The sequence below is a fragment of the Bacillus sp. FSL R5-0593 genome, assembly GCF_038603755.1.
Lineage (GTDB): Bacteria > Bacillota > Bacilli > Bacillales > Bacillaceae > Bacillus > Bacillus velezensis.
Window position 1 is genome coordinate 3827346 of record NZ_CP152011.1, and the last position, 26463, is coordinate 3853808.

Consider the following 26463-nt stretch of genomic DNA (forward strand, 5'->3'; position numbering starts at 1 on the left):
ACATCTCCTTTTCCTTCTTTACCAAAATCCTTCTATGTCAGTCCCAGCAGCTGCCGGATTTTTAATTTTGCTTCAGGGTTTTCTGAATCGTCACAAATGAGGTCCATCGGATAGTAGAGCTTATGGTCCGTCCGGCGTTTGCCCGAAATGGATTCGACAATGGCGGACTGCCTGGACAGCTCTTTGATCTGGCCGTTCTGCGTTAACAGGTGAATCGGCAGACGCTCCTCCTCTTCACCCGGCCGGTAAAAATCATACGGCAGATCCGATGAAGAATCGACCACTAAATAGTAATTGGGATCAATTCCCGCCTCTTTAAACAGAGCGGTCAGTTCAAAATAAGCCGACATTTCCTCATTGGGGTTAAATTCGGCATATTGAAACAGCTGGCGGTTAATGAAGCGGCGGCACAAGTCGGACAGAATCGGGTCCTCTTCTTCCTCCCAAGCCTGGAAATAATATAAAATGATGGCTTCATCAAGCTTCAGATAATCCGCAAGCGTCAGCTTCCCTTCAAAAATGGAATAAAAATGAACGGGAGCATGAGTGAAGATATACCCTTCTTCATGGAGCTGCTTCGCACGGTGGAGAATTTTCGTCAATATGACTTCAGCGCTTCTCGTCACGGGATGAAAATACACCTGCCAGTACATTTGATAGCGGCTCATAATATAGTCTTCGACGGCGTGCATGCCGCTTTGCTTAATGACGATCTGGTCCTCTCGCGGACGCATCACCCTTAAAATCCGTTCCATATCAAAATGTCCGTAGCTGACGCCCGTATAGTATGCGTCCCGCTGAAGGTAATCCATCCTGTCGGCGTCAATCTGGCTCGAAATCAGGCTGACCACCTGTTTGTTTTTGTATGTTTTGGCAATGACTTCGGCAACATCCTGCGGAAATCCCGGTCCCGCCTTTCTGAGAACCTGATTCACCTCGGTGTCGCCGAGAATAATTTCCCTCGTATAGTCTTCATGATCCAGATGAAAAACCTTTTCAAAGGAATGCGAAAACGGCCCATGTCCCAAATCGTGCAAAAGCGCGGCGCTGAGACAGAGTTCGCGTTCATTGTCATCCCATTCAGGACGCCCTTTAAAAACATCATCAACCATTCGTCTGACAATCTCATAGACGCCGAGAGAATGGTTAAAACGGCTGTGTTCCGCGCCGTGAAACGTCAAATACGTCGTACCGAGCTGTTTGATCCGGCGCAGCCGCTGAAATTCACGGGTGCCGATCAAATCCCAGATCAGCTTGTCCCGCACATGAACATAGCGGTGAACGGGATCTTTAAACACTTTTTCTTCTGATAATTTTCCGTTTGGATACGCCATCGTCATTCCCTCTTTTTTTTAGCCGTGATTCTATTATATCGGCTCTGTAATTTGAAAACATCCTTGAATTTGTCCGGCGTTTTGTTCCAGTTTTCCGTCATTGATTTTTTGAAGCAAAAAAGCCTGACCCATCGGGCGAGGCTGTCGTAAAAATACACATTTACTTTTTGATCTTCTTTTTCACTTTCTCAATCAGCTCGTCCTCAGTCGGCGCCGACAGCGGGCGGTTGTTTACGAAAGCAAACGATTTTTTGCGTCCGGGCCCGCAATATGACTGACATCCGACCTCCACTTTTGCATCCGGGTCAGCTTCTTTCAAACGCGGCAGCAAAGTCTTAATATTGGTGGCCTGGCAATCATCACACACTCGGAATTCATTAGTCATGATGTACGCTTCCCTTCATTCAATGTTCCTCTATGTTAAATCTTAATTTTAAAAACGAAAAAAATCACATCACATTTCATTGTACAAGGATTCATCTTATCCTGCAAGGCTCTGCGTATCTCTCATTCTTTCAGCCAATTTGTATAAATATTTTCCAATCTGGACATTCTAATACCATCAAAGATATTGGGGGTTGAGAACATTGACAAAACAAAGACAGGACGCCTGGTCGGAGGAAAACGACCTGCTGCTCGCGGAAACCGTGCTCCGTCACGTTCGGGAAGGAAGCACGCAGCTGAACGCCTTTGAAGAGGTAGGCGATAAATTAAACAGAACGTCGGCAGCGTGCGGTTTCAGATGGAATGCCGTTGTCCGCCATCAATACGAAAAAGCGCTTCAGCTCGCCAAAAAACAGCGGAAACAGCGGATGCGCGCGCTCGGAAACGGCCAGCCGGCCAAGAAGAAACTATTATATCAGCCGCCTGCACCGGATGCGGATATCATGCAGGAAACCGCAGCCGAAGAGACGGTTCAAACGGAAGCGCCAAAAGAGGATCGGCAAGCCGTCATGTCCGGCGAACATATGCCTTATGTCGATGAAAGCTTCAAGGAAGAGTTAGCTAGTTTATCACATTTGCTGGCGCCTCAGCAGCCGAGCCAAAAGGCGGAGCTCACAATGGCGGAGCTCACAATGGCAGATGTCATTCAATTTCTGCAGAGCTATGAAGGCAGCGGAAAGCAAACTTCCGCCCTGCAAATGGAAAATGACCGTTTAAAACGGGAAAACCAAGAACTTCAGTCTAAAACCGAGCAGCTGGAAGCGGCCGTCGAAAAGCTTGAAAAAGATCAAAAAACCATTCAGGAAGACTACGAAACCTTGGTGAAAATTATGAACAGAGCCAGAAAACTAGTTTTATTTGAAGACGACGAACATGCCTCTCCGTCCTTTAAAATGGACCGGAACGGCAATTTAGAAAAAATGGCCGAATAACGAAAAAACCCCTTTCCTTGTCATGGAAAAAGGGGTTTTTGCCATTTGTCAATGACGCGCATCCTGATCTATATTAATGTAAACATTGTTCAGGAGGCCTTCTTCCCGCAAGGGGTGCGCATCTCGGTCCCCGCCCGCACATAAGCATAAAGATTCAATTCCTCATCCCAAATGGTTCTTGGGAATTATTGATCGATTAGCTACTGTGCAATACACTGTATAGAGAATACAATTATTAGATATGATGGGAATGATAGTAAATGAGTAGCCAATTACGAAAAGGAGCATTGGAACTTTGTGTGTTGTCCCTGCTTCTTTATGAAGATTTATATGGTTATGAATTAATCAAGATCATAAGTGAAACGTTCCCTGTATCGGAGGGCACCATCTACCCCATATTACGAAGACTCACAAAAAATAACTACCTAAAAACGTATACAGCAGCTTCCGATCAAGGCCCGTCACGCAAATATTACAAAGTAACAGAAGAAGGCGCCTTTTATCATCAAACATTAAAATCGGAATGGCTTGATCTGTCCGAAAAAGTGAACAGCATCATTAAGGAGGGAAAATGAATGTGTAAAGACCAATATTTAAAACATCTCCGGCGGGAAATAAAAGATCTGCCGGAACTTGAACAAAAAGAGATACTGGCCGATATCGGCGAAATATTCCAAATGGGCAGCGCTGAAGGAAAAAGCGATGAACAAATCGCGGGCAATTTAGGAAACCCCAAAACACTTGCGCGCGCCTTAAAAGCGGATATTTTCATCAGTGATGCCGAGGAGCAGAAAACATGGAGCTCCTTTTTCAAAGCATTCGGCCTGATGCTGGGGATGGGCATGTTCAACTTCATGTTTATGCTGACACCGTTTCTTTTTGCCTCTGTTGCGGTGTTAAGTTTGATGGCGATCGGCCTGATGCTGATGACCGGATCATTCTTTCTCCTTGTAAAAGTGCCGATTGTAACAGCCATTTTTAACGGATGTATGGTTCTTGGAGCGGGTATGGCGGTGTTTATGGCCGGATTTGATCTTTCGAAACTGATATTCCGCATCTTTTTGCGCTATTTCAAATGGAATGTCAGCGTTGTAAGGAGGGAAACCATTGAATCGAAAAATGTGGTATAGCATTGCTCTCATTTTAATCGTTGCCGGCCTGATCGGAAGCATGTTCTTCGGTTTTGACGGCTTTTACCCTAAATCATAAGGAAGGTGTGCAAAAATCATGACTGAACCAGCCCTGATATTAAAAGATGTCTCTAAAACAATCAATCATACCCCTATTGTACAGTCAATTTCTTTCGATGTGAGAAAAGGTGAGATATTCGGCCTTTTAGGGCCGAACGGCTCAGGAAAAACCACTATTTTCAGAATGATCGTACAGCTTATTAAAAAAACAGAAGGAGCCATTTCATTCAGAGGCAGACCGGACAGCGACTTTGAATATTTTATGAGACATATCGGGGTTATCATTGAAGGCCCGGATATGTATCCGAATATGACCGCTTTGCAAAACCTAAAATATTTTACTAAACTGCGCAGCACCTCGCTGCGAACGGATGAGCTTATGAATACTCTTACAAAAGTCGGATTGGAGCAGGCTGCCCGCAAAAAAGTGAAACATTTCTCATTAGGTATGAAACAGCGCTTGGGGCTCGCTTATTCTCTTCTTCACAATCCCGGATTATTAATTCTTGATGAACCGATGAACGGCCTCGATCCTAAAGGAATGAAAGAATTGCGCACCATTCTTTCCGATTTAGCGAAGCAAGGGGTTTCCATTTTATTATCAAGCCATTTATTGTCGGAAATGGAGGAGATTTGCGATAGGGTTGCCTATATTAAAAAGGGACGGATTTTAGGAATTGAAGACATGAAGAACAGACATGACCTTGGTCAGAAAAAACTGTTTACCGTCACGGTCGATCATCCGGCAAGGGCGAAAGAAATATTAGAGCAGGACGGTATTCTTCAAGTACAGCAAAAAGACAGCCGCATCATTGAATTGGAAGCGGAAGAAGATACCATCCCGTATGTCATTAAATCTTTGGCAGAGAAAGAGATTCTGATTTCCCGCGTTTCTGCAAGAACTTTGTCATTGGAAGAGAAATACATGATGATTACAGATCAGGAGGACGCGGTATGAGCATATTTCATCTGGCGCAGAACGAATTCATAAAAATAACCCGAAAAAAAGGCACACTTTTATCTCTTTTTTTCCTGTTTCTCATCGTTTTGCTAGCCGGCCTTATTATGAATCATGAGTTAGATGCTTCCTCGGATAACAATTGGAAAGAACGGCTTCTCGCCGAAAAAAAACAGGAAGAAATTGATAAACCCGCTGAAACGACAGGCGTTTATTATTCTGCTGATGTTAAGAATAAAGACTATTATTTGGAGCATAACATCAACCCTTATGAATGGAACGGCTGGAGGTTTTTCGGCACGGTTACTTCAAACGGGCTTGAGATTTTCGTAAGCTTAACCGCGATTTTAACCGTCAGCGGGATTGTTTCTAAAGAGTTTGCCCTTGGAACGATTAAGTTTATCGCTACAAGCCCGAACCGAAGATGGCGGATTTTAACATCGAAATTTCTGGCCTCCCTTCTGTTTACCGGTATGATTTACTTATTTTACTGTGTGAGCTGTTTGCTGATCGGCGGCGTGTTATTCGGTTTTTCCAATGCTTCATATCCGCTCGTCTATACTCATTTAAATGACAGTCTGTATACCATCAGTTCAATCAAAGCATCCGGAATCATTCTGCTTTTTCGTTTCATATCAATTATAAGCATTGTCACCATTGCGTTCACTTTGTCAGTATTGTGCAAAAGCCAGGCGCTCTCCCTTTGCTTATCCATTTTACTGCTGTTTGCCGGCAGTATATTGGGCGGAACTGATTTGCTTGCCCAATTTACGTGGTATAAATTTACGCTCTTTCCGCATTTAAATCTCGTTGCTTATGTAAATAAAAGTGCGGGTGATGCGATTTCAACGTTAAACATCCCCTATTCCATGACGGTTATAGCGATCTACTTTCTTATATGTTTATTGATTTCTTTTTCCGTCTTTCAAAAGAGAGACATTACAGCATAGACAGAGAGGCGGCGGCATAATGAGCGGACGGCAGGAAATACTGCCGGTCCAGCAATTTGCCGCTGACCGCCCCTTGGTCCATCGCTAACGGATTCAAATAACCGAAGCTCCCGCTGCTTCGCTGCTGAAAGCGTAGAAATTCCCGCCCTTCCCGTATAAAAAGCGCCTCATCGAATTGGAGAAATTTCATAATGGCTGTGTATTTTGCAACGGCGTCAATGTGATACTTTCTGCACTCGGCTAACATTAAACCTGAAAAAGCAAAGTCTGATGTTTTGTACCATTCCGTGAGAAAAGGCTGCAATTCATTCATTTGCAAATAAGTGACGGCATAAAGGGCATCCGCCTGTTCTTCCTGCATGCCGCCCGGTGCCATGAGCAAATCGGCCTCACGTTTCATCCCGGTTTCTAAGAACACGATCAGTTCTTCCGGAGTCACCGCCCCAAAATAAGACCCTAACACCATGAGGATCATAGAGGAGGGCTCTGATTTCAGTTCCTCTTGTAAACCGCGGGCCATTTGTTCAAGTCCGTTATGAAAAAAGATGCTTTTTGCGGCATCTATCCTGCGGTACACATGATACGCATACGCGAACAGGACCGGATGGCATTCGTGTGTTTTTTCTCCGAAATAACGGTCTAGGAATAGAATAACTTCTTCTGTATCCTTTCTGCTTTCAAAATGATGACATGCCGCTAAACCGCAAAACAGGTGCATGAGATCATCTGCTTCCATTTCTTCCGGCTGCAGCTGAATGTTCTTCCAAAAACCCAGCAGCCATTCTTCTGTTTTTTTTATATTAAAATGTTCCTTGACTATCTGCATGTTCCACACTCCAGATTCAGAATCTCAATCGCCGGCAGAAGAGCCGGAGCACAATGAATGGATGGATTCTCGTTATTTATTTGATGAAGAGCCGCTTGACAGCCATAAAAAAATGGATCGATACACGATTGGATAAATAACATATTGCACAGCTGTTTCATTTTTCGGCTGCCGAGACAAAATACAAGCCATTTTTGAATGGACACCTTCAAGCCGGGATGAAGCAGATGCTCTCCCTCATTCAAATGAAGAAGACAGTACTCGACAAACTCCAGCTCGTTTTCAGCTGTTCTTTTCCATGCGTCATGGAGCAAAGGCTGAAACATCGAATTCTTGTAAAAGCGCACTTTTTCATGGTCAGTTGACATTCCCAGCTCGCTCAGCAAACCGACAAATTCGGCGTATTTAAAATAAGGCCATTCTTTTTTTATAAGATAGCCGTTTTGCAATCCGTGACGTATGACCTGATCATCCGAATCCATTCCCTGCTTCTTTTTATAAGCTTTTGCCGTTAAATAGATATGAATCAACTCATTGACAATGGCCGTGTTACAGTGAAACAGATCTTCCCAGCATGACTTATCAACGAAAGCGGAGGCAATCCTTTCAGTATGTTCTTTTACAGCGGAAGAATGGCTCGTCTTCCTGTAGTACTTGCAGAAGCCGGCAAACAGCTGAATGCTCTTTTGATCCGGAAGCGATTGTTCAGCAAAAGATAATAAAAATTGATCTGTCTCTTCAGCTAATCTATTCAAGTTAATCGTTCCTTTCTGCTCTAAGACAGGCATGCGCGGCACCAGCGGCGACAAGTGTTGTATGATAGCAATGTTTGAACACATCTTCTCTTCGCTGTTCACCTGTCAAACCGGGTTTATGTTGATAGGTGATGCTCGGGACATTCCCCTCTTTCATTCGGCCCTGATAGATTTTATTCCAGGCTGCTTCATAGAGCGGTTTATGGTTGTCCTTATCCATGTTGATATGTAAAAAAGAGCTGCACATCAATAATTCACTGGTAATATCTAAATTCTCAAGACAGATATAGATCCCGAGAAATTTCAGGACCTTTTCTTTTAAGGACGGCAGATGATACTCTTTATCCGTAAGCGAAGAACATCCCATGTCTGTTATATAAAAAATCGTATGAGTGATGCTGTACGCATCATGATCCGTCATATATGTATTTGGGATATCCTGACCAGCTGCTGTGTAGTGATATAAGTCAGAAAAATCCGTTATTTCTGAGGTTACGCCTGCTCTTTGCAGACTGTACTTCAGATCCATTTTCCGAAAGGGAACTTTAGCAAGGCTGCAATCAAAACGCGCTGCCGTGAATTTTTCCAGCTCCCATATCACCGAAGCCCGTGACGGGTGATCAGTCAAGGTAAGAAATTCACCCGCAATAGCCAATCCGGCGAGACCGTCCGGATCAAAATGAATAAATTCTTCAAGCTGATCATTACGGAGCCTTTCTGTAATAAACTCCGTTAAAACAGCAACTTCCTTATCATCTGCCTGATTTCTGATCAGGTAATTGGTAAGAAAAATGAGTTCTATAAATGTTTTAAGGCGCCACCTGAAATCATTTGCTACTTTATGATTCATATCAAAATAATGGATATTTTTAACAATCCATGACAGTGCTCCCCGCTTAATTTCTCTTATATACTCTTGTGTCACACTCTCACCGCCTCGTCTCAGATGTGTAGGCTCCAAACAGTGATTATCCTACTTTTGAGCGGCTAAATCAGAGAAATTCAAATTCGGGTTTTGATTGTCTTCTTGGCTCGGCACTACAAGCACCCAGCCGCTCCAAGCGAAAGAATTGCCTGATTGTTCCGCATCTCCGGCTAACAAATGTGTCGGGATCGTGATTCTTTTTTCTTCTTTTATTTTTTTAAAGTTCATATCTCCATCTCCTTCAGTTTATAGAATTATTTGGAACCTACATAAATATATTAATCAAATAAGGTATATAATGTAAACTAGTTTTGATATAACGATTCTTTTTCACTATAACTAAATAGTATATAATTACCAAAAACAAAAAAAGCCCGGACTTAGTCCAAGCTTTCCTGCGTGCCGAACACCTTCTCATTCCGTTCCAGCATTCGGGTCAGATTTTTTTCAAATACCATTTCCTCTTCCGGCGATAATCCGGCTGCATACAGGCGTCCGCTGAGTTCCTTCAGTTCAGTCAAAAGCGCCAGCATTAAGTCCTGCACGGTAATGTCCGTTTGCAGCAATTCGCTTAATGAAGCCATCGTTTCGGGCCGGATATCGGGATATACGCCTTTTGTATCGTTGCTTTTGTCTTTTAAAGCGGCTTGATAGAAACGTCTGATCAGATCGGCGCGTTCGCTTCCGCTTTTATCGGCGCAGAGGTAAATCTGAACCGCGGTTCCGCCCCGCAGGCGTCTTTGTGAGATTCCCGCGAATTTTCGGCCGCCGATGCTGAGATCATAGCTGCCCGGACAGTACGATCCTTTAATTTCATATGCTTCAATTTCGGCATGGTGCGGACGCAGCATCCTCCGCACCAGTTCTGTCATCGCCTCGTAGCCTCTGTCGATGTCGATGCCTTTTTTCTCGTCTTCAAAAATAAGCGAGATATTCAATACGCCTTCGTCCAGTACGACGGCGAGGCCTCCGGAATTGCGGACAATGACACGGTAGCCTTCGTCCTCCAGCAATTTCACGCCGTCCTCTAAAAACGGCAGGCGCGTGTCCTGAATGCCGAGCACGATCGTCCGGTGGTGCACCCAAGAGCGTGCCGTCGCAGGCGATTCCCCTTTGCCTACGGAGGCGCACAGCGTATCATCCATTGCGAATGACTGCTTCGCATCAAAATAAGGGCCGAGGCTGGATTGGTCAATGATTCTCCAGCTCGGCTGCATCAGTAAATCAATCGGTTGCTTTCCCATCTATATTAAATCCCTTTCGTCATAGGCTTTCCATGCATTTATTATATCACTCCGCTTGTGATGATTGAAATTGGCTTTTCAAAAGAGCGATGAAGATTTCTTTGTTTTTTGTGTTCTCCATAATGGAAGATTGGATGATAGACAGTTTCCGTTTTAAGGAGAATCCTTTTATCTCAAGCACGGAAATGCTGCCGTGAAGCAGATCCTTTTGCAGCACGCTTTTTGACAGAACGGAAAGACCCATTCCGCTGATCACGGCTTCTTTGACGCCCTGGTTGCTGCTGATCGTCATCATGGATTTCGGCCGCAGTCCGTTTGATTGAAGGACATGGTCTAAATATTCCCTCGTTCCCGAACCCTTCTCCCTCGTCACCCACGCTTGATTTTGCAATTCTGCAGCCGGGATGTTTTTTCTGCCGGCGAGCGGGTGTCCGTTCGGTGCGGCAATGCACAATTCATCCTCCATAAACGGCTGAATGTCCAGCTCGTTTTTCCCCGTATGCCCTTCAATTAATCCGATATCGGCTTGAAGCATCCGAACCGCTTCGCTGACCTCCTCCGTGTTTCCGATCATGACGTCCAGGTTCAGCTCGGGATACTCGTTATGAAGCTTTGCGAGAAGCGGCGGCAGAATATATTCGCCGATGGTAAAGCTCGCGGCGATTTTGAGCTTCCCTTTGACATAATGATGATGGGCGTAAATTTCGGATTTCGCCTGTTCGTACAAAAAGACCATCTGCTTGGCGCGCTGATAGAGAATGTCCCCCGTCGGCGTAGTCGTAAAGTGCTTCGGAGAGCGGTTCAGCAAGGCGGTTTGAAATTCTTTCTCCAGGTTTTTAATGTGAAGGCTGACGCTCGGCTGAGAAATCATCAGCTTCTGCGCCGCCTTTGTAAAGTTTTTTTCTTCCACGACGGCAATGAATGTTTTCAGTTCCCCATAATACAAAAAGCATCGCCCCTAATCATTATTTTTCCTAATCGTTTAGATCATATAAATATATTTTACTAATGATTAAGACCGCAGTAAAGTGGAGTTATCAAGATAATGGGAAGTGACTGAGATGAAGATGGTAAAAGGTGTTTCAGTTACCGCAGGAATTGCGTTTGCGGCTTTCTATGTCAGCCGCCTGCCGTTTTTGCATATGTTCGGAATGCTTGTCCTTGCAATGCTGATCGGCATGCTCTGGCGCGCCGTATTCGGACAGCGGGCGGCATTAGAGCCGGGGATCGCGTTCTCAAGCAAATACTTGCTGAAAGCAGGCATCATCCTGCTTGGCATGAGACTGAATCTGGCGGATATCTATCATGCGGGCTGGCACGTATTTGCAATTGCCGTCTGCTGTATGATGTTTGCGGGTGCCGTTGTATACGGACTGTCCCGGCTGTTCCGTATAGATCAGACACTCAGCACGCTGACAGCCTGCGGCACAGCGATCTGCGGAGCGGCTGCCATTGCCGCGATCGCGCCGCAGATCAGATCAAATGAAAATGCAACCGCCATCAGCGCGGCCGCCGTTTCGTTATTAGGAACCGTTTTTACTGTTGTATATTCTCTTGCTTATCATGGATTGGGCTTTTCTCCTGCGGCTTACGGAGCCTTTTGCGGGGCAACGCTTCACGAGGTGGCGCATGCGGCGGCGGCCGGCAGCGCCGGAGGAAAAGCAGCCGTCGAGATGGCGGTGATCGTCAAACTGACCCGGGTCGCGCTGCTCGTCCCGGCCGCATTCATGCTCGGAATGCGGGCGCGCCGCAGCGGAAAGTCAAAGACGGCTTCTGCCGCTTCGCTCCCCATCCCTTGGTTTATCTTCGGATTTCTCGGAATGAGCGCCATCCATACATCAGGCGTTATTTCAGCCTCGTTTTCCGCGTTTCTTGTTCAAGTGTCTTATGTTTTCATCGGCATGGCGATGGCGGGTCTCGGTTTGAAAGTCCATATATCGGCGTTTCGTCATAACGGCTGGCGGGCGCTCGCAGCAGGCTTGATCGGTTCTCTCTGTTTGTCCCTGTTCGGCTGGGCCGCAGTGACGTTCTTTCTATAAAAAAATGCCGGCCCTCGTAAAGGCCGGCTTTTGCGGATTACAGCGCTTGAGCAGCCGTAATTAACGCAAGATTGTAGACGTCTTCCGCATTACATCCTCTGGAAAGATCGTTTACAGGCATATTTAATCCTTGCAGAATCGGTCCGACCGCTTCAAAGCCGCCTAAGCGCTGAGCGATTTTGTAGCCGATGTTTCCTGCTTCAAGGCTTGGGAATACAAATACATTCGCGTCTCCTTTAATGTCGGAGTCCGGCGCTTTTTTCTCCGCGACAGACGGCACAAATGCAGCGTCGAATTGGAATTCGCCGTCAAGCGTAAGCTCAGGCGCTTTTTCCTTCGCAATTTTCACGGCTTCAGCCACTTTGTCCGTCTCGTCTGATTTCGCCGATCCTTTTGTAGAGAAGCTGAGCATGGCAACGCGCGGGTCAATGTCAAACATTTGAGCCGTATTGGCGCTTTCAATGGCGATTTCGGCAAGGTCCTGGCTGTCAGGAGAAATGTTGATCGCGCAATCAGCGAACACATACTGCTCGTCACCGCGGGCCATGATGAAGACGCCTGATGTTTTTTTCACGCCTTCTTTTGTTTTGATGATTTGCAGTGCAGGGCGCACCGTATCAGCAGTAGAATGTGCAGCTCCGCTGACAAGTCCGTCTGCGAGACCTTTGTACACAAGCATTGTGCCGAAATAGTTTTCGTCCAGCAAAGCTTTGCGGGCCTGTTCTTCCGTCGCTTTGCCTTTGCGGCGTTCTACGAAAGCCTGAACGAGTTCTTCCATGCCTTCATATGTATGCGGGTCAAAAATGTCCACGCCGTCAAGCGTAAGATTTAATTCTTTCGCTTTTGCTTGAATGTCTTCTTTATTGCCGACTACGATCGGCTTTAATACCTTGTTGCCCGCCAAGTTGTTGACCGCAACCAGGATACGTTCGTCCAACCCTTCAGGAAATACGATTTTCACATCTTTTCCTGCGACTTTTTCTTGTACTTTTGTAAATAAATCTGCCACGATATACCCTCCTCTATGTTGACAAAAAACGCTTACTTTTACAGCATACTCTTCTTCCAGCTAAATTCAAATAACCAACTTCTATTATAGCGCTTTCAAAAAGAAATCTTATTTTTCTAACTAATTTAATTGACCGTTTGTTCACGGCATAGTTTCTGACACAAGGCTTCGGATTATTCAAGGTTTCTCCACAGCCGAAACGGTTAAACTGTGATATAGTGAGAGCATCAATGTAATGAAAAGATATAGGAGTGAAGATACATGAGTGAGCAGCAAAAAACGAACGAAGCCGCCCAAACGCTTGACGGCTGGTACGCGCTTCACGATTTCCGCACAATGGACTGGACGTCATGGAAGATGTTATCCAGCGATGAGCGCCTGTCGATTATTCACGAATTTACGGGACTGCTTGAAAAATGGGGCGTCGCCCAAAAAGAAGGCAAAGGCTCGCAAACGATCTACAGCATCGTCGGACAGAAAGCTGATTTTATGCTGATGATTCTTCGCCCGACAATGGAAGAGCTGAACGAAATCGAGCTTGAATTTAACAAATCAAAGCTTGCTGAATTTACAATCCCGGCTTATTCTTACGTGTCCGTGGTTGAGCTGAGCAACTACCTCGCAAGCGGAGAAGGCGATCCGTATGAAAATCCGCATGTCCGCGCCCGCCTGTATCCTGAGCTGCCGGAAGCGAAATACGTCTGCTTCTATCCGATGGATAAAAGAAGAAGCGGCAATGACAACTGGTACATGCTTTCTATGGATGAACGCAGAAACCTGATGAGAAGCCACGGCTTGATCGGACGGAGCTATGCCGGCAAAGTCAAACAGATTATCACGGGATCTGTCGGTTTTGACGATTACGAATGGGGCGTCACGCTCTTCAGCGATGATGTGCTTCAGTTCAAAAAACTTGTTTACGAAATGCGCTTTGATGAAGTCAGCGCGCGCTACGGCGAATTCGGTTCATTTTTTGTCGGAAACCGCTTGTCTCTCGACACGCTTCCGAAGTTTTTGCACGTGTAATAACCACCCGCCTGTCCGGCGGGTTTTTTCTTTGTCAGAATTTAATTAAAATTTGCTATTTTTATCATTTTTTTTTACGATGTAAAGGAGATTCCATTTTGGTAAAGGGGTGCAGACAGTTGTCAAAACGGACCGCATTTATTATGGGAGCCAGTCAGGGGATCGGCAAAGCGATCGCTCTGAAACTGGCGGACAATGGCTTTCATACCGTCATTAATTCACGAGTTCCCGAAAATATCGAATCGGTAAAAGAAGAGATCCTCGCCAAACATCCGGATGCGGGCGTCACCGTTCTGGCCGGGGATATGTCGGACCAGAAAACAAGAGCCGGCATTTTTGAAGAGATCAGATCACAATGCGGACGGCTTGATGTATTGATCAACAACATTCCGGGCGGCTCGCCGGATACCTTTGAAAACTGCGATATAGAGGATATGACAAATACCTTTACGAATAAAACGATCGCCTATATCGACTCTATGAAAACGGCCGCAGCAATCATGAAACAGCACGAATTCGGCAGAATCATTAATATCGTCGGAAACCTATGGAAAGAACCCGGCGCCAATATGTTTACCAACAGCATGATGAACGCCGCTTTAATTAATGCCAGCAAAAACATCGCCATTCAGCTTGCGCCTTTTCACATTACTGTCAACTGTCTGAATCCCGGGTTTATCGCCACAGACCGTTATCACCAATTCGTGAAGAATGTCATGAAGCAAAACGGCATTTCTAAAGCGGAAGCGGAAGAACGGATTGCCTCAGGCGTCCCGATGAAGCGTGTCGGAACTGCGGAAGAAACCGCGGCGCTGGCTGCCTTTCTTGCCTCTGAAGAAGCCTCCTATATTACCGGACAGCAAGTATCAGCCGACGGCGGCAGCATGAAAAGCATATAATAAAAACATCCCGCTCTCAGCGGGATGTTTCTTGTAATGAAGGAAAGGACAAACCGAGCTTTTGAATCCGCAGCACGAATTCCCTTAAATCACCCTGTTTTGCCACCATTGATATTCTGACATAACGCTTTCCGCCGCTGCCGAAAATCTCGCCGGGCGTCACGACAACATGGGCATGCTCCAGCAGATAGTCCGAAAACTGGTGTGAATACTCGAATTCATTCGGAATTTCAGCCCATACATAAAAAGTCCCTTTCGGTTTTTCAATGCTCCAGCCTAATTCCTTTTCACATAACGCCGTGAAAAAGTCAATCCGTTCTTTATATGTGCGCTTCAGACGCTCCGTATGCTCAGGATTTCCTGACAGCGCCGCCGCTGCCGCCTGCTGAAGACCGCCGAACATGCCGACGAAGACGTGATCCTGAAACTCATTGACCGCCTGAATGATTTTCTCATTCCCCACGGCAAATGCCATTCTCCAGCCTGCCATATTGAAGGTTTTCGAAAATGAATAAAGCTCCGCGCCGACCGTTTTCGCTTCTTTCGCCTGAAGAAAGCTGGCCGGGTTCTGATCAAATTCGAACGCGCCGTATGCAAAATCGTGAATAAGGTGGATGTCATGTTTTTTTGCAAACGCTGCCGCTTTTTCATAAAACGCCTGATCCGCAGTCGCGCCCGTCGGGTTATTCGGGTAATTCAAAAACATCAGCTTGGCTTTTTTCAGGACGGCGGGATCAATCCGCTCAAAATCCGGCAGATAGCCGTTTTCCGGATGAAGCGGCATCTCATGCAGCTCCGCTCTGGCCATTGTAATTCCCGATAAATACTCAGGGTAGCCGGGATTCGGGACTAAGGCGATATCGCCGGGATTCAGCAGGCATTGCGTCAAAACGTACAAACCAGCTTTCCCTCCGCCGAACAGCGCGACTTCTGTCTCCGGATTGACCGATACCCCGTACTCTCTCTCATAAAATTCCGCGATGGCTTCTTTCAGAAACGGATAGCCTCTGAACGGGCCGTATCCGTGATACGAAGGATTCAGCGCAGCCTCCCGCAATGTTTCAACGATATGCGGCGGTGTGGGGAGATCGGGATTCCCCTGCCCGAGGTTAATGATCTGGGCTCCCGTTTTCTCCATCTCTTTTACCTTTTGAAAAACGAGCGAAAATTCCTGTTTCGGAAGTGTCTTGATGACGTCGGACGGTATGATTTCCATCTGAAAGGCTCCTTATAAATGAATTTGCTCTGATTCGTTATTCCGTTCTGAAAAGGATTTATTGACCAGTTTTGTATGCAGAAACAGCCCGCTGACCAAAAGGACGATAAACGCCATGATGACTGCCGCGTCTACAATGTTGATCAGCATGGAACCGACGGCGATGCACAATCCGATGGAGGCCTCCGCCACCGAAAAAATCCGGCCCTGAATCTGGTTCGCCGCGTTCTCCTGAACTTTGACCTTCGCCAGCACTTCACCGTATTCCATTGCGATAAAGAAAAGAATGGCGGCAATGACTGACACGGCGAAAATCGGGGTAAACAAAAACAGCGCAAGCGAGACGATCGATAACACTGTAAAATACATCAGCCCTTTATTGTTGTTAAAGCCCCATTTGCTGACAAGAGCGGCGCCGATAAAGCCGCCGAAGCCGATACAGAACGTCAGGATGAAATTGCCGATTTCACCGTCCCCTAAAAAGCGGCTGACAATCGGGAAATAGCTGTAGACGACACCCCACAAAAGCGCCATCGTAATCATCGTGAACATGGCGTTTAACACAAAAGCATTTGTTTTGATTTCCTTCAGGCCTTCTTTAAACGACTGAAAAGCTTCTCTCACGTTTTCTGACTGAATCGGCACGTATTGAAGCTTAATGCGGCTGATGAAAAACGCGGAGACAAGATAGGTCACCCCGTTAAACGCGACGGCAAGCTCCACAGAACCGCCTAACAGAAAAAGTCCGCCGGCTGCAGCGCCGACAATAATCGAAATCGTCGTGGCTTTTGCAAACAAAGTGTTGATATTTTTAATATCCGCTTCTAAAGACGACATGACCGCGAGACGTGCCGGGTTAAAAAACACGCCGCTTCCGTAAGAAACAAACAGCAGCGCCAGAAAAAGCAGCGGATATTCGCCTTTCGGGAGAAATGTCAGCCCCAAAAAGATGACACCTCTGATCACATCCGTCCACAGCATGATTTTCACCCTGTCGAGCCGGTCCACGAGCACGCCTAAAAACGGCTGAAACACCATCGGAATACTGCGGACCGCGATGACGCCGGACGTCACCCAGTAGTCGTGATAGTATGTAGACAAAATGAGCAGAGCCGGGAGAACGCAATAGTCTCCCATAAACGAAAGCGCCTGCCCGAAAAGCAAATACTTAGAGTTCGGTTTCAGCTGTTTCATACCGGTAACGCATACTTTGCAGTCAGCTTCGCCTGCTGCTGAATTTGTTTGATTGATTCGGCCACGTCACCCGAATTGCTTCCTTTCAGCTCGAACGCCGCAATGCTGTTGAACGCTTCGAACAGCCGCAGATCCACGGATGTACCCGTCTCGGCCGCCGAGAAAGAAACGATTTCGGTGTCTCCCTTTAAGACGCCGTCGGGAATGTCAATGCTTTCAATGACGAAATCGACAGCCGTCTCAGGCAGCTGGCCGTTTTCTTTGAAATGCTGAGGATACAAGTGGCAGTCGGCAACATAGCATGGCTCCTGCTCCAATAATCCTTTCGGCAGATCGGCTTCTTTTCCGAAACAGAGAACATCCAATAACAGCTGCGCCATATCGACGCCGAAGACCTTTTTAATATTCGGAATCATGTTCCAGCCCGCAAATCGTGCCGCTGATTCAATCAGTCCGGCTTCCCGGTTTTTCATTAATTTAATCTCTGTATGGGTTGCGCAGTTTTCGAGGCCGAGTCCTTCATTCGCCTTTTTGGCTGCTTCGACGATTTTCCGCTTCGCGTCATCATCCAGGATGGACGGCGTAATATGCGATGTCTCCGTGAATCCGATTTGCGGTGTTTTATCATGAATCGCGACAGGGAAGTATTCTCCGTCGGCCATGATGCCTTCTATGCTGATATAGTCGGAATAACCGCTTGTTTCGTACCAGTCGTCATACTCGCCCTGCAAAAATTCTTCCGCGATAAACGGCGCTTCAAACGTGACCGCTTTCGGTACGTTAATCGACTTCAGGTATTCATTGACTCTGTTAAATTCGGCTTCTGCCGTTTCCCTCTCTTTGATGAGCGTCACGCCGATGGAGCTCGCCAGATATGTAGGCTTCAGAATGAGCGGCGTTCCGATTTCCTGAAGCGCGGCGCGGAAATCTTCCAGCGTCGTCACCCGTTTGTTTTTGATAGACTTGACGCCGGCCCGGTTGAAGGCGGCTCTCATTTTGTTTTTATCTCTGGCATTTTCAGCGGCCTGTACGCCCGCTCCCCGCAGGCCGAGACGTTCACACGCTTTTGCCATCGGAGCGATAAACAGTTCATTGTTGGTCGTAATGGCGTCAACCGCGAACATGCCGGCCACCTTGACGATTTCTTCGACTACTTCTTCCTCAGGTTTGTCATGATCTTCATGAGCCCAGTAAATCGAATCGGGATGCTCAAAATCAGCCAGACTCTTAAAATAGTCTTTATCTTTTATGACCGCGACCGAGTATTTTTCAATTAATGCCGCATGAGAGGCTGTAATTGCAAAAGGTCTCGGAATAAAGCTGACGAGGTTGTATTTTTCGGCTGCGCTTTTGTAAAACATATGCGGCGGGCATCCCCCAAGGTCAGCGATAACCAATACTGTTTTTCTCTCCATATGTAAACACTCCTTCTCTATTGTGCGGTGTATCCACCGTCTGCGGTGATCGCGCTTCCGGTCATATAGCTTGATAAATCCGACGCGAGAAACAGCATGACGTTCGCTATTTCTTCAGGCTTGCCGAGTCTCAGCAGCGGATTGACTTTCGCTTTTTCTTTTTTGATTTCTTCAAGCGTGCCTTCGTTGTTTTCAAGGAACGACTTTTCATTCAAAGGTGTATCAATGATTCCCGGGCACACGCAATTGACGCGGATGTTGTGTTTGGCGTAATCGACGGCCATCGAACGCGTCAGCTGCAATACGCCGCCTTTAGAGGCGTTATATGCGGGAATGTCGGGCCATGCAACGACTCCTCCGACGGAGCACGTATTAATGATGTTGCCCTTGCCGCTTTTGAGCATATACTTGAGCGCGTGCTTGCTCATAAGAAACATGCCCGTCAGATTGACGTTGAGCACCTTGTTCCAATCGCTCAGCTCCATCTCATGAATCGGGGCGACAATTTCGATGCCGGCGTTATTGATTAACACGTCCAATCCGCCGAACTTGTCCGCCGCTGACCGGATGGCGTTTTGACATGCCGGCTCATCTGTAATATCCGTCTGCACAAAATGCAGCCTGTCATTGTTTTCTTTCCTGATCATCGCTTCTCCCTGCGCCTCATCAATATCCGCGACGACCACATTCGCCTGCTGATTCAGAAACGCCTGAACCGCGGCATAACCGATGCCTGATGCGCCCCCTGTGATGAGGACGGTTTTATCCGTCAGGTTCATGACTCTTTCGCCTCTAATTTTTTCGCTTTTGCTCTGTTATAGCGCGGAGGGAAAAAGATATTGACTGATTTTGAATCTTTTTCAAATCTGTTGATGGCGCCGTGATCTTCTCTCGGATCGCAGAAATAAGCTGTGCCGAATGTCATATCCACTTTGCAGCCTTCAATGGTCATATCATAGCCGCCGCCGATGCAGATGCCGATCTGTTCATTGCGGTGTTTATGGAACGGCATTTCTCCCCCGTTGCCCGGAATGTTGGCAAGCATGATTTCCACCCAGTCTTCCACGAAGAACGTGACTTCCATACCGGGCAATAAGTCTCTCGTTTTAAAAATATTCAAAAAATAATCTTCAGGGCTTGTGTAGGTTTCACCGGCTTTCAGGCGTTTAATATCAATGGCGATCACTTCTTGATCCGTCTCATTTCTTGCGCCGTGAGGCACATTAGGAGGCGCGATATAGGCTGATTCCAGCGCTGTCATCTTTCTTGTGACATCTCCGACAGTCATGGACAGCTCCCCGGAAACGACAAGGCCGATTTGGACTTCCTTATGCTGATGCGGTTCCACGTTTGTATGCGGCGGAACGTAAGAAAGCAGAACTTCCGTATCTCCTCTGACGGACGAATATTGTCTTACTCCGTTATCCCATTCTATTAATTTAGGCGTCGGGAAATAAAGTTCCTGCAAATCTTGTTCAGTTTTCATCATGAATCTCTCCTTTTCCAAATAATGACCAGCTCATGGGAATGCTTTTAAATGTTTTGACAAAGTGAAGGCCGTACTTTTGTCTGGCCAGCTCATTTGTCAGCGCGATGTCGGACAAACCGTCCTTCACTCTTTTCGCGGCTGCGCTCGTTGAGTTCACCAGATCAAACGTGACATCTTTACGGGTAAAATACTTAATCAAATTGATAGGAGACGGGTGGGATACGATGACAGTCTGATCAAGCATGTCATCCGTATATTCAAAACCGGGCCGGACAGCCAGGCCGTACATCGGGGTGTCGCACCTGAAAATTTGCAGAAGCTGCAGATCCGGTCTCATGTAGAAGTGCTTAATGCCGTCATACGCGTGAGGCACAATTGTGTATTCCAGCGGACTTTGAAGCGTTTTTTCAATGCACGATTCAAATGTATCATGCAGTGATAATTTGCTGTTCACCCCTTGGAGAAGGGTAAAATTGGTGATGAAGTTTTTTGCTGCGTACTCACTGCTTGTCCCTTCAGGACCGAGCGTGTTGATCGTAATCAGTTTAGATATTGAATAAGCCTTGCTTTTCGTTTGAATGCTATTATCCAATATAATCATGAGCACCAACCAATCTGTTAAATTTTAAGTAAATATTATCCATAGACGTTCAAGCTGTCAATATTATTTGAAAATATTGATAATTATTCCTATATATTAAAAAACACCTTAAGATATAAGGTGTTAAAAATTAACATTTGCAAAATTATAGAAACTTTATTTTACCGATACAATGATTGGTCGGCCTGATGCTCATATTTCCCATACCTTCTGTATGCGAAAACGCTGAGGACAAAGCCGATGAGGGTGACGGCCGCACAGATAAATCCAACAGCTGCATATCCGTATCCGACATAGACCGGACCCATGACAGCAGAACCCAAGGTGACGGCCAAATTGGACGCCAGGCTGTAAAATGCCATGATTTTGCCCCGGCGGCTCTGTGAGCAATCACTTAAAATGGTGCTGAGCAAGGTCACCGTCAGGCTTTGCATCAATCCCCAGACGAATAACCCGATGACCAAAAACGGCATTGATGACGGCGCATAGGCGAGACAGGAAAGCCATATGCTGATCACGGCCAATGCCGCCATCAAAGAGCGCATTTTCCCCGCCTTATCTGCGATTTTTCCGGTGAACACGCTCATGGAAAAACCGATTCCGTACACCATGATCAGCAGCCCTGAAGCTGTATTCCCCCCCGGCAGCACGCGGTGAAGATATGTGCCGAGAAAGGAATACATGCCGTAAAAACCGATCATGTTGCAAAAAGTGATCGTGAGGTATACAGGGACACGGGGCACCTTCAGCGCATCCCGGAAAGTGCCTGCCTGCCGTCCGTTTTCCTCTTCTGTTTTATCCCCATCCGTCGTGCTGCGGCGCGCCTCAATGAAAATGAGCGAAGCAACGAGGACAGACATGAGGGCGAAAATCCAAAACGTCCACCGCCAATTTAAAACGCCGCCGATAAAAGAGCCGATCGGAACGCCGAAAATCAAAGCGAGCGACCAGCTTGACACGATCAGACCCATCACCTTGCCGCGGTACGCATAAGGCACACGGTCGCCGACCACCGCATAAGCTGTCGGCACAAACGCACCCGCCGCAAGCCCGGAAAGCGCCCTGCCCAGAAAGAAGAAAAAGAGATTGTGCGCCAGCGCGCAGATCACCGTGCCGGCCGTAAATATAAGGAGCCCCGCCATCAGGCTGAGCTCCCGGGAATATTTATCTCCCAGCGGAACGAGAAGCGGCGCGCCGATAAAAATCATCACTCCGTAAATACTGATGGAAAGCGCCAGCACACTGACATCCGAGCTGAAAGCCCGCGCTAAATCCGGAAGCAGCGGAGAAATCACCAGCTCTTCAGAACCGGCGGCAAATACGCCTAATGTCAAAGCAAGCGCGAGACATATCGGAAATCGGCGTTTCGTTTCGATGTGATCGGTTTGTTTGCTGTTCATGCTCTTTGAACACCTCTTCCGTAAAACTTTTCTACCTTTTGTTGTTTTATAGTTTAGCATCCTTATATTCCATTTTACATTTCACATGAAAACTAATTCTGTTTTTTTATTTACATTCAGATTTTAAATAAAATATTTAGTTTGTATTCAACAAATGATATAAAATACGTCGTCCGGTTATGCTATAGTGATAGAATCATTTGTTAAGGTGGGGGTCATGAAATGAATAACGCTGATTCAAAGGCCGCCCGCGCAGGCCTCGGCATGGTACTGATTCTCGGGACGCTCGCTTCATTCGGGCCGCTTTCGCTCGATATGTATCTGCCCGCTTTGCCTGAGGTGGCGGCCGATCTTCATACGACAGCGTCACTTGCGCAGCTGAGCCTGACGTTTTGTCTTTTGGGGCTGGCGGTCGGGCAGATCGTTGTCGGGCCGCTCAGTGATATGATCGGGCGCCGGAAGCCGCTCATTCTGTCATTGCTGCTTTATACGCTGTCTTCTTTATTATGCGCCTTCAGCCCTTCTGTTTCGTTTTTAATTGTCATGAGGTTTATTCAAGGATTCACCGGGGCGGCCGGAATCGTCATCGCACGGGCGTCCGCGCGCGATATGTATTCCGGAAAAGAATTGACGGCTTTTTTCTCATTACTGATGCTCGTCAATGGGGCGGCGCCGATTTTAGCGCCGATTACAGGGGGACTTATCCTTCAGTTTGCCGGCTGGAAAATCGTATTTGTCGTGCTGGCGGTGATCGGCTGTATCATTACTGCCGCCGTGCTTACGGCGTTGCCTGAATCACTCCCGCCGGAAAAGCGGACAAGCGGCGGACTCCGGGAGACGCTGATGACGTTTCGGGGCCTGCTTGGCGACCGGATGTTTATGGGATTTGCGCTCAGCCAGGCATTTGTGATGACCGGCATGTTCGCATATATTGCCGGATCGCCGTTTGTACTGCAAAACATCTACGGCGTATCGGCCCAAATGTTCAGCCTGCTGTTCGCCGTAAACGGTACGGGAATCATATGCGCCACCCAAATCACCGGACGGATGGCCAAAACACATGATGAACGGAAGCTGTTTGTCTCCGGACTGTTGATCGCCGTCATCGGAAGCATCGCTTTGCTTTTATCACTTGCGTTTGGTTTAGGCCTGACGGCGGTCTGCATTTCTTTATTCATCATTGTTTCTTCTGTCGGGATCGTCACGACGACGGGATTTTCTCTGGCTATGCAGAAACAGGAGAAAGGCGCGGGAAGCGCTGCGGCTCTTCTCGGACTCCTGCCCTTTATCGGCGGTGCGGCTGCCGCTCCCCTTGTCGGGATTGCCGGAGAAGAAAATGCCTGGCCGATGGCCGTCAGCATTTTCGGTTTTGAGTTCTTTGCCGTTCTATCCTATGTGCTGTCGGCCAAACGAAAAACAAAGTAAAGCCCGCCGCTTTTTGCGGAGGGCTTTTTTTCTTATCCGGCAGCGCCTTTTTTCGAAGAAGCCGGCTCACGATTCAGGCGTTTTTTAATACCGAAGTGATAATACGCGTAACAGATGATCATCAGCGGGACGCCGCAGTACAGACCGATACGCTGGTCGGGGATAAAGATGAGACTGATTAAGATAAGACCGTAAACCGAAAATCCGAGAATCGGCACGATCGGATAAAGAGGCGTTTTAAATGCCAGGTCTTTCAGGTTTCCTCCTTCAGCGAGAAAGCGCCTCCGGAAAACGAATTGTGAAGCGCAGATTGACATCCACGCGACGACCGTAATCATACCGGAGATGGAAATGAGCCACACATACACCGTTTCAGCCGCGAATACACTTGTCAGCAGGGATAAACCGGAGATAGCGATGGTGATGGAAAGAGCTTTCAGAGGCACGCCTTTTTTCGTCAGTTTCGTTAAGGAAGCGGGGCCCATCTTAGTTTTTGATAGGGACCACATCATTCTGGACGAAGCGTACAGCCCGGAATTCGCCACCGACAGCATGGCGGTCAGGATGACAAAGTTCATGATATCAGCCGCATAGGGAACGCCGATTTTATCCAGCACAGCCACAAACGGGCTTTCGATGACGCCTGCCGTTTGGTACGGCAAAATGGACACGAGAACAAACATCGCCAGCACGAAGAAAAACAGCGTCCGCCATATGACGTTTCGGATTGAGCGGGGAAGCGTCTTTTCCGGATTTTCGCTTTCTCCCGAGGCGATTCCGACCAGCTCGGTGCCCTGGAATGAAAAATTCACCATGACAAGGGTAAACAGCACGGCTTGGGCACCGTTCGGGAAAAGCCCTTTGTCCGTCGTAAAGTTTGACAGATACGGAGCCGTCTGCCCGCCGTTAAAACCGACAAAGCCGAATACCGCAGCGCAGCCGAGAATAATAAACAATACAATGGCCATGACCTTAATGCTGGAAAACCAAAATTCCATTTCCGCAAAACTCCGCGCAGACAGCGCGTTAATGGAAAAAATGACGACGCCGAATACAAGGCACCACACCCAAATCGGAACGGCCGGAAACCACCGCTGCATTAAAATCCCCGCCGACGTCAGTTCAAGCCCCACTGTATTGGCCCAGCTGAATGCGTACATCCATCCGATCGTAAAACCCGTCGACGGCCCGAGAAACTTTGCCGCATACGCCTGAAATGATCCTGCGACCGGCATGGCGACCGCGAGCTCCCCCAAACAAAGCATCACCAAATACATTAAAAATCCGCCGATCACATAAGCCAATATCGCGCCGATCGGTCCCGCTTCACTGATCGTAAAACCGGAGCCCAGAAAAAGCCCCGTCCCGATCACGCCGCCGAGGGCGATCATAAACAAATGCCGGCCCTTCATCGTGCGCTGCAATTCAGTTTGATTGGTATCTCCCTGCATATACATCCCCCTTATTCTGTTATGTCAGCCATTTGTGCGTATGTCTAATCGGTAGCTGTGCAAAAGGTGCATTGTTGTCTGCTGAATGAGTTCCGGCAGCACATGGAATGTGTACGGCTTGTACACGCGTTCCGTCCATTTATGGCCGTCCTTTCCGTATACCCCTATATTGACCGACGGAATATTCAATTCCCTGATTTCTTTAAAAGGAATCGTCCCGATGACATCCCAGCCCGGAAAATTATCGGTAAAGGCGGAGACCTCCTCGTCTGTTTCATGCAGCGATAAAAAGCTTCCGTCCGCTAAATAAGGGAAAAACTTTTTAAAGGCGAATGTTTCTCCGGTTGACGCCGCTGTTTTATCGACCGCTTCTTGAATGACATGCTGCAAAAGCCGGTCCCGTGTGCTCTCTTCTTTCAGATAATTGTGCGGAAGGTAAGGCGGCGCATAGAAAATAATGACCTTGGCTCCCTGCTCAGGATCGAGTTTTTGCAGTTCCTCGACGGCTTTAAAGCATCTCATCCGCAGTTCAAGATGTTCATATGTTTTAAATGCCTGCCCGATACACTGTGCAGGGTCTATCCCGCGGCTTCTCAGCCTTTTCAGGTAATCTTCCAGACTGTACACTTGAACGTTCCATGACATCTCTTTTTTCGGCAGGCTCGTTCTCTCACAGTATTCGTCGTAATAATCAGATAATTTTCGTTCTGTCTCTTTGCAGGCTTCGTCAGCCACGGCGGTCAGCTGATCCATGACTTCTTTGGCGGTTTTCTCGTAAATAAAATAATTAAAATAGACATAGCTGCTGACGGCGGTCTGCACGTTATACGCTTCCTTGTTGTCACGCTGGTACAGGCAGGTCGGCGGAAGCACAAGCTCCCCTTCAATGTTTTCCGCCATATGAATATTGTTGTGAATTCTTCTGGTGATTTCTGACGCGATCAAATTCGGATCGATGCCGGACAGCGTATCACCGACATGCACCTCCCGCCCGTAAATCGCAAAGCAAGGCAAAAGCTTTCCTGCCGCGCCCGTGTAGATGTACCTTGTCGTGTCACCCTCATACAGCGGGGTGATAAAATCGTTATTAATCGCTGCTAAATAACGAAGCTGCTTTTCTTGTTTCAGCCGTTTTAATTCAGAAATGCTGGTTAAAATGCCGGAATGCTGGCTTTCTTCATCCGGGTTTGCCATGAACAGAATATGGCCCGGCAGCTGATCGCGCCGTTCAGAAAAGTGAAGCAGATTGGCGAGATGAACGGCAATACCGCTCTGCATATCAACCGAACCCCTTCCGAACATCCACTCGCCTGAGCGGGCGTCCCGCTGCACATCCCGATCAAATTCATAGTTTGAGAAATACTCCGCGAGACGGTCGGAATCAAAAGCGATATCTTTTAAAGGGCCGAAATCCTCGATGCCGACCGTATCAAGATGAGCGTGATAAATGACCGTATTCAGGCTTTCGCCGTTTCCCTCAATAAATGCGAAAATATTTTTGCGGCCGTAAGGGTCCTCAGGAATCGCCTGCTCCCACACATGTGACGGATTCTCCTGAAAGTAGGGAAAGCTCTTGATCATATCTTTGATATAGTCGGCTTTTTTTCCTTCTCCCAATGTGCCGTTGATGCTGTTTAACGCCACCAGTGATTTCGTAATGGCTTCTATTTTCTCCTCCGGAAGCATTTTGCTGAGCTGCTGATACATATTCCATCCTCCTTACCCTCATATAGAGAAAATA

At 47.3% G+C, this 26463-nt stretch carries 27 protein-coding genes; 9 read left to right on the forward strand and 18 right to left on the reverse strand.

The genetic code is table 11. The features are described from left to right. Positions 1-32 precede the first annotated feature (32 nt). Together NYE36_RS19080 and NYE36_RS19085 are read right to left on the reverse strand one after the other, a co-directional pair. Positions 33-1334, reverse strand: coding sequence for an HD domain-containing protein (locus NYE36_RS19080; RefSeq protein ID WP_003151035.1), 1302 nt, complete (start codon positions 1332-1334; stop codon positions 33-35). A gap of 160 nt (positions 1335-1494) precedes the next feature. Then, complete coding sequence (locus tag NYE36_RS19085) at positions 1495-1719, reverse strand: DUF1450 domain-containing protein (protein ID WP_094032568.1); 225 nt, start codon at positions 1717-1719, stop codon at positions 1495-1497. Positions 1720-1921: 202 nt separating this feature from the next. Between NYE36_RS19085 and NYE36_RS19090 the strand changes: the two genes are divergently transcribed. The 5 genes from NYE36_RS19090 to NYE36_RS19110 all read left to right on the forward strand — a co-directional run bounded on the left by NYE36_RS19090 (position 1922) and on the right by NYE36_RS19110 (position 5808). Next, on the forward strand, positions 1922-2710 hold the full coding sequence (locus tag NYE36_RS19090; RefSeq protein WP_094032569.1) for an RsfA family transcriptional regulator: 789 nt from the start codon (positions 1922-1924) through the stop codon (positions 2708-2710). Between the two features lie 260 nt (positions 2711-2970). Next, on the forward strand, positions 2971-3285 hold the full coding sequence (locus tag NYE36_RS19095; protein ID WP_007614461.1) for a PadR family transcriptional regulator: 315 nt from the start codon (positions 2971-2973) through the stop codon (positions 3283-3285). Then, a complete protein-coding gene (locus NYE36_RS19100; RefSeq protein WP_094032570.1) occupies positions 3286-3840 on the forward strand; it encodes a DUF1700 domain-containing protein in 555 nt (184 codons plus the stop codon). Positions 3841-3937: 97 nt separating this feature from the next. Next, a complete protein-coding gene (locus tag NYE36_RS19105; protein ID WP_094032571.1) occupies positions 3938-4858 on the forward strand; it encodes an ATP-binding cassette domain-containing protein in 921 nt (306 codons plus the stop codon). Next, the gene (locus NYE36_RS19110; RefSeq protein WP_094032572.1) at positions 4855-5808 is read left to right on the forward strand and encodes an ABC transporter permease; all 954 of its coding nucleotides are present in this window, start codon (positions 4855-4857) and stop codon (positions 5806-5808) included. The genes NYE36_RS19105 and NYE36_RS19110 overlap by 4 nt, the downstream gene beginning before the upstream one ends. Here NYE36_RS19110 and NYE36_RS19115 read toward each other — a convergent pair. The 6 genes from NYE36_RS19115 to NYE36_RS19140 all read right to left on the reverse strand — a co-directional run bounded on the left by NYE36_RS19115 (position 5798) and on the right by NYE36_RS19140 (position 10504). Continuing rightward, a complete protein-coding gene (locus tag NYE36_RS19115; RefSeq protein WP_094032573.1) occupies positions 5798-6634 on the reverse strand; it encodes a hypothetical protein in 837 nt (278 codons plus the stop codon). The two genes, NYE36_RS19110 and NYE36_RS19115, sit on opposite strands and share 11 nt — an antisense overlap. Further along, the gene (locus NYE36_RS19120) at positions 6625-7422 is read right to left on the reverse strand and encodes a hypothetical protein (RefSeq protein WP_025285431.1); all 798 of its coding nucleotides are present in this window, start codon (positions 7420-7422) and stop codon (positions 6625-6627) included. Before NYE36_RS19120 ends, NYE36_RS19115 begins: the two co-directional genes overlap by 10 nt. Further along, positions 7391-8314 carry a hypothetical protein gene (locus NYE36_RS19125; protein ID WP_015240789.1) on the reverse strand — a complete coding sequence of 308 codons (924 nt, stop codon included), beginning with the start codon at positions 8312-8314 and terminating at the stop codon, positions 7391-7393. The genes NYE36_RS19120 and NYE36_RS19125 overlap by 32 nt, the downstream gene beginning before the upstream one ends. 48 nt (positions 8315-8362) lie before the next feature. After that, positions 8363-8542: a hypothetical protein gene (locus NYE36_RS19130; RefSeq protein ID WP_003151018.1), complete on the reverse strand. Its 180-nt coding sequence runs from the start codon at positions 8540-8542 to the stop codon at positions 8363-8365. Positions 8543-8694: 152 nt separating this feature from the next. Further along, on the reverse strand, positions 8695-9558 hold the full coding sequence (locus NYE36_RS19135) for a biotin/lipoate A/B protein ligase family protein (RefSeq protein WP_007407665.1): 864 nt from the start codon (positions 9556-9558) through the stop codon (positions 8695-8697). A 46-nt stretch (positions 9559-9604) separates the two neighbouring features. After that, entirely contained in the window at positions 9605-10504 is a 900-nt protein-coding gene (locus NYE36_RS19140; protein ID WP_007407666.1) for a LysR family transcriptional regulator, read from the reverse strand. Between the two features lie 115 nt (positions 10505-10619). Between NYE36_RS19140 and NYE36_RS19145 the strand changes: the two genes are divergently transcribed. Next, the gene (locus NYE36_RS19145; protein ID WP_265451091.1) at positions 10620-11597 is read left to right on the forward strand and encodes a putative sulfate exporter family transporter; all 978 of its coding nucleotides are present in this window, start codon (positions 10620-10622) and stop codon (positions 11595-11597) included. A gap of 37 nt (positions 11598-11634) precedes the next feature. Here the strand turns inward: NYE36_RS19145 and pta are convergent, their stop codons facing one another. Beyond that, entirely contained in the window at positions 11635-12606 is a 972-nt protein-coding gene (pta, locus tag NYE36_RS19150) for a phosphate acetyltransferase (protein WP_007407668.1), read from the reverse strand. A gap of 261 nt (positions 12607-12867) precedes the next feature. Between pta and hemQ the strand changes: the two genes are divergently transcribed. Together hemQ and NYE36_RS19160 are read left to right on the forward strand one after the other, a co-directional pair. Beyond that, positions 12868-13632, forward strand: coding sequence for a hydrogen peroxide-dependent heme synthase (gene hemQ, locus NYE36_RS19155; RefSeq protein WP_003151011.1), 765 nt, complete (start codon positions 12868-12870; stop codon positions 13630-13632). A gap of 119 nt (positions 13633-13751) precedes the next feature. After that, positions 13752-14531, forward strand: coding sequence for an SDR family oxidoreductase (locus NYE36_RS19160; protein ID WP_007407669.1), 780 nt, complete (start codon positions 13752-13754; stop codon positions 14529-14531). Positions 14532-14547: 16 nt separating this feature from the next. Here NYE36_RS19160 and NYE36_RS19165 read toward each other — a convergent pair whose 3' ends face one another. From NYE36_RS19165 to NYE36_RS19195, 7 genes are all read right to left on the reverse strand, one after another. After that, a complete protein-coding gene (locus tag NYE36_RS19165) occupies positions 14548-15747 on the reverse strand; it encodes a pyridoxal phosphate-dependent aminotransferase (RefSeq protein WP_064115282.1) in 1200 nt (399 codons plus the stop codon). Between the two features lie 12 nt (positions 15748-15759). Then, positions 15760-16941 carry an MFS transporter gene (locus NYE36_RS19170; RefSeq protein WP_007407671.1) on the reverse strand — a complete coding sequence of 394 codons (1182 nt, stop codon included), beginning with the start codon at positions 16939-16941 and terminating at the stop codon, positions 15760-15762. Next, on the reverse strand, positions 16938-18356 hold the full coding sequence (locus tag NYE36_RS19175; protein ID WP_064115281.1) for an ATP-grasp domain-containing protein: 1419 nt from the start codon (positions 18354-18356) through the stop codon (positions 16938-16940). Before NYE36_RS19175 ends, NYE36_RS19170 begins: the two co-directional genes overlap by 4 nt. 17 nt (positions 18357-18373) lie before the next feature. Further along, entirely contained in the window at positions 18374-19135 is a 762-nt protein-coding gene (gene bacC / locus NYE36_RS19180) for a dihydroanticapsin 7-dehydrogenase (RefSeq protein WP_007407673.1), read from the reverse strand. Continuing rightward, the gene (locus tag NYE36_RS19185; RefSeq protein ID WP_003151000.1) at positions 19132-19842 is read right to left on the reverse strand and encodes a cupin domain-containing protein; all 711 of its coding nucleotides are present in this window, start codon (positions 19840-19842) and stop codon (positions 19132-19134) included. Before NYE36_RS19185 ends, bacC begins: the two co-directional genes overlap by 4 nt. After that, complete coding sequence (locus NYE36_RS19190) at positions 19832-20446, reverse strand: bacilysin biosynthesis protein BacA (protein ID WP_015418458.1); 615 nt, start codon at positions 20444-20446, stop codon at positions 19832-19834. Before NYE36_RS19190 ends, NYE36_RS19185 begins: the two co-directional genes overlap by 11 nt. A gap of 161 nt (positions 20447-20607) precedes the next feature. Then, entirely contained in the window at positions 20608-21846 is a 1239-nt protein-coding gene (locus NYE36_RS19195; protein WP_265451092.1) for an MFS transporter, read from the reverse strand. Between the two features lie 222 nt (positions 21847-22068). Between NYE36_RS19195 and NYE36_RS19200 the strand changes: the two genes are divergently transcribed. Next, a complete protein-coding gene (locus NYE36_RS19200) occupies positions 22069-23271 on the forward strand; it encodes a multidrug effflux MFS transporter (RefSeq protein WP_144463832.1) in 1203 nt (400 codons plus the stop codon). Between the two features lie 32 nt (positions 23272-23303). Here NYE36_RS19200 and NYE36_RS19205 read toward each other — a convergent pair whose 3' ends face one another. Together NYE36_RS19205 and NYE36_RS19210 are read right to left on the reverse strand one after the other, a co-directional pair. Beyond that, complete coding sequence (locus NYE36_RS19205; RefSeq protein ID WP_032868187.1) at positions 23304-24722, reverse strand: amino acid permease; 1419 nt, start codon at positions 24720-24722, stop codon at positions 23304-23306. Between the two features lie 24 nt (positions 24723-24746). After that, complete coding sequence (locus tag NYE36_RS19210) at positions 24747-26429, reverse strand: M20/M25/M40 family metallo-hydrolase (protein WP_007407678.1); 1683 nt, start codon at positions 26427-26429, stop codon at positions 24747-24749. Positions 26430-26463 lie beyond the last annotated feature (34 nt).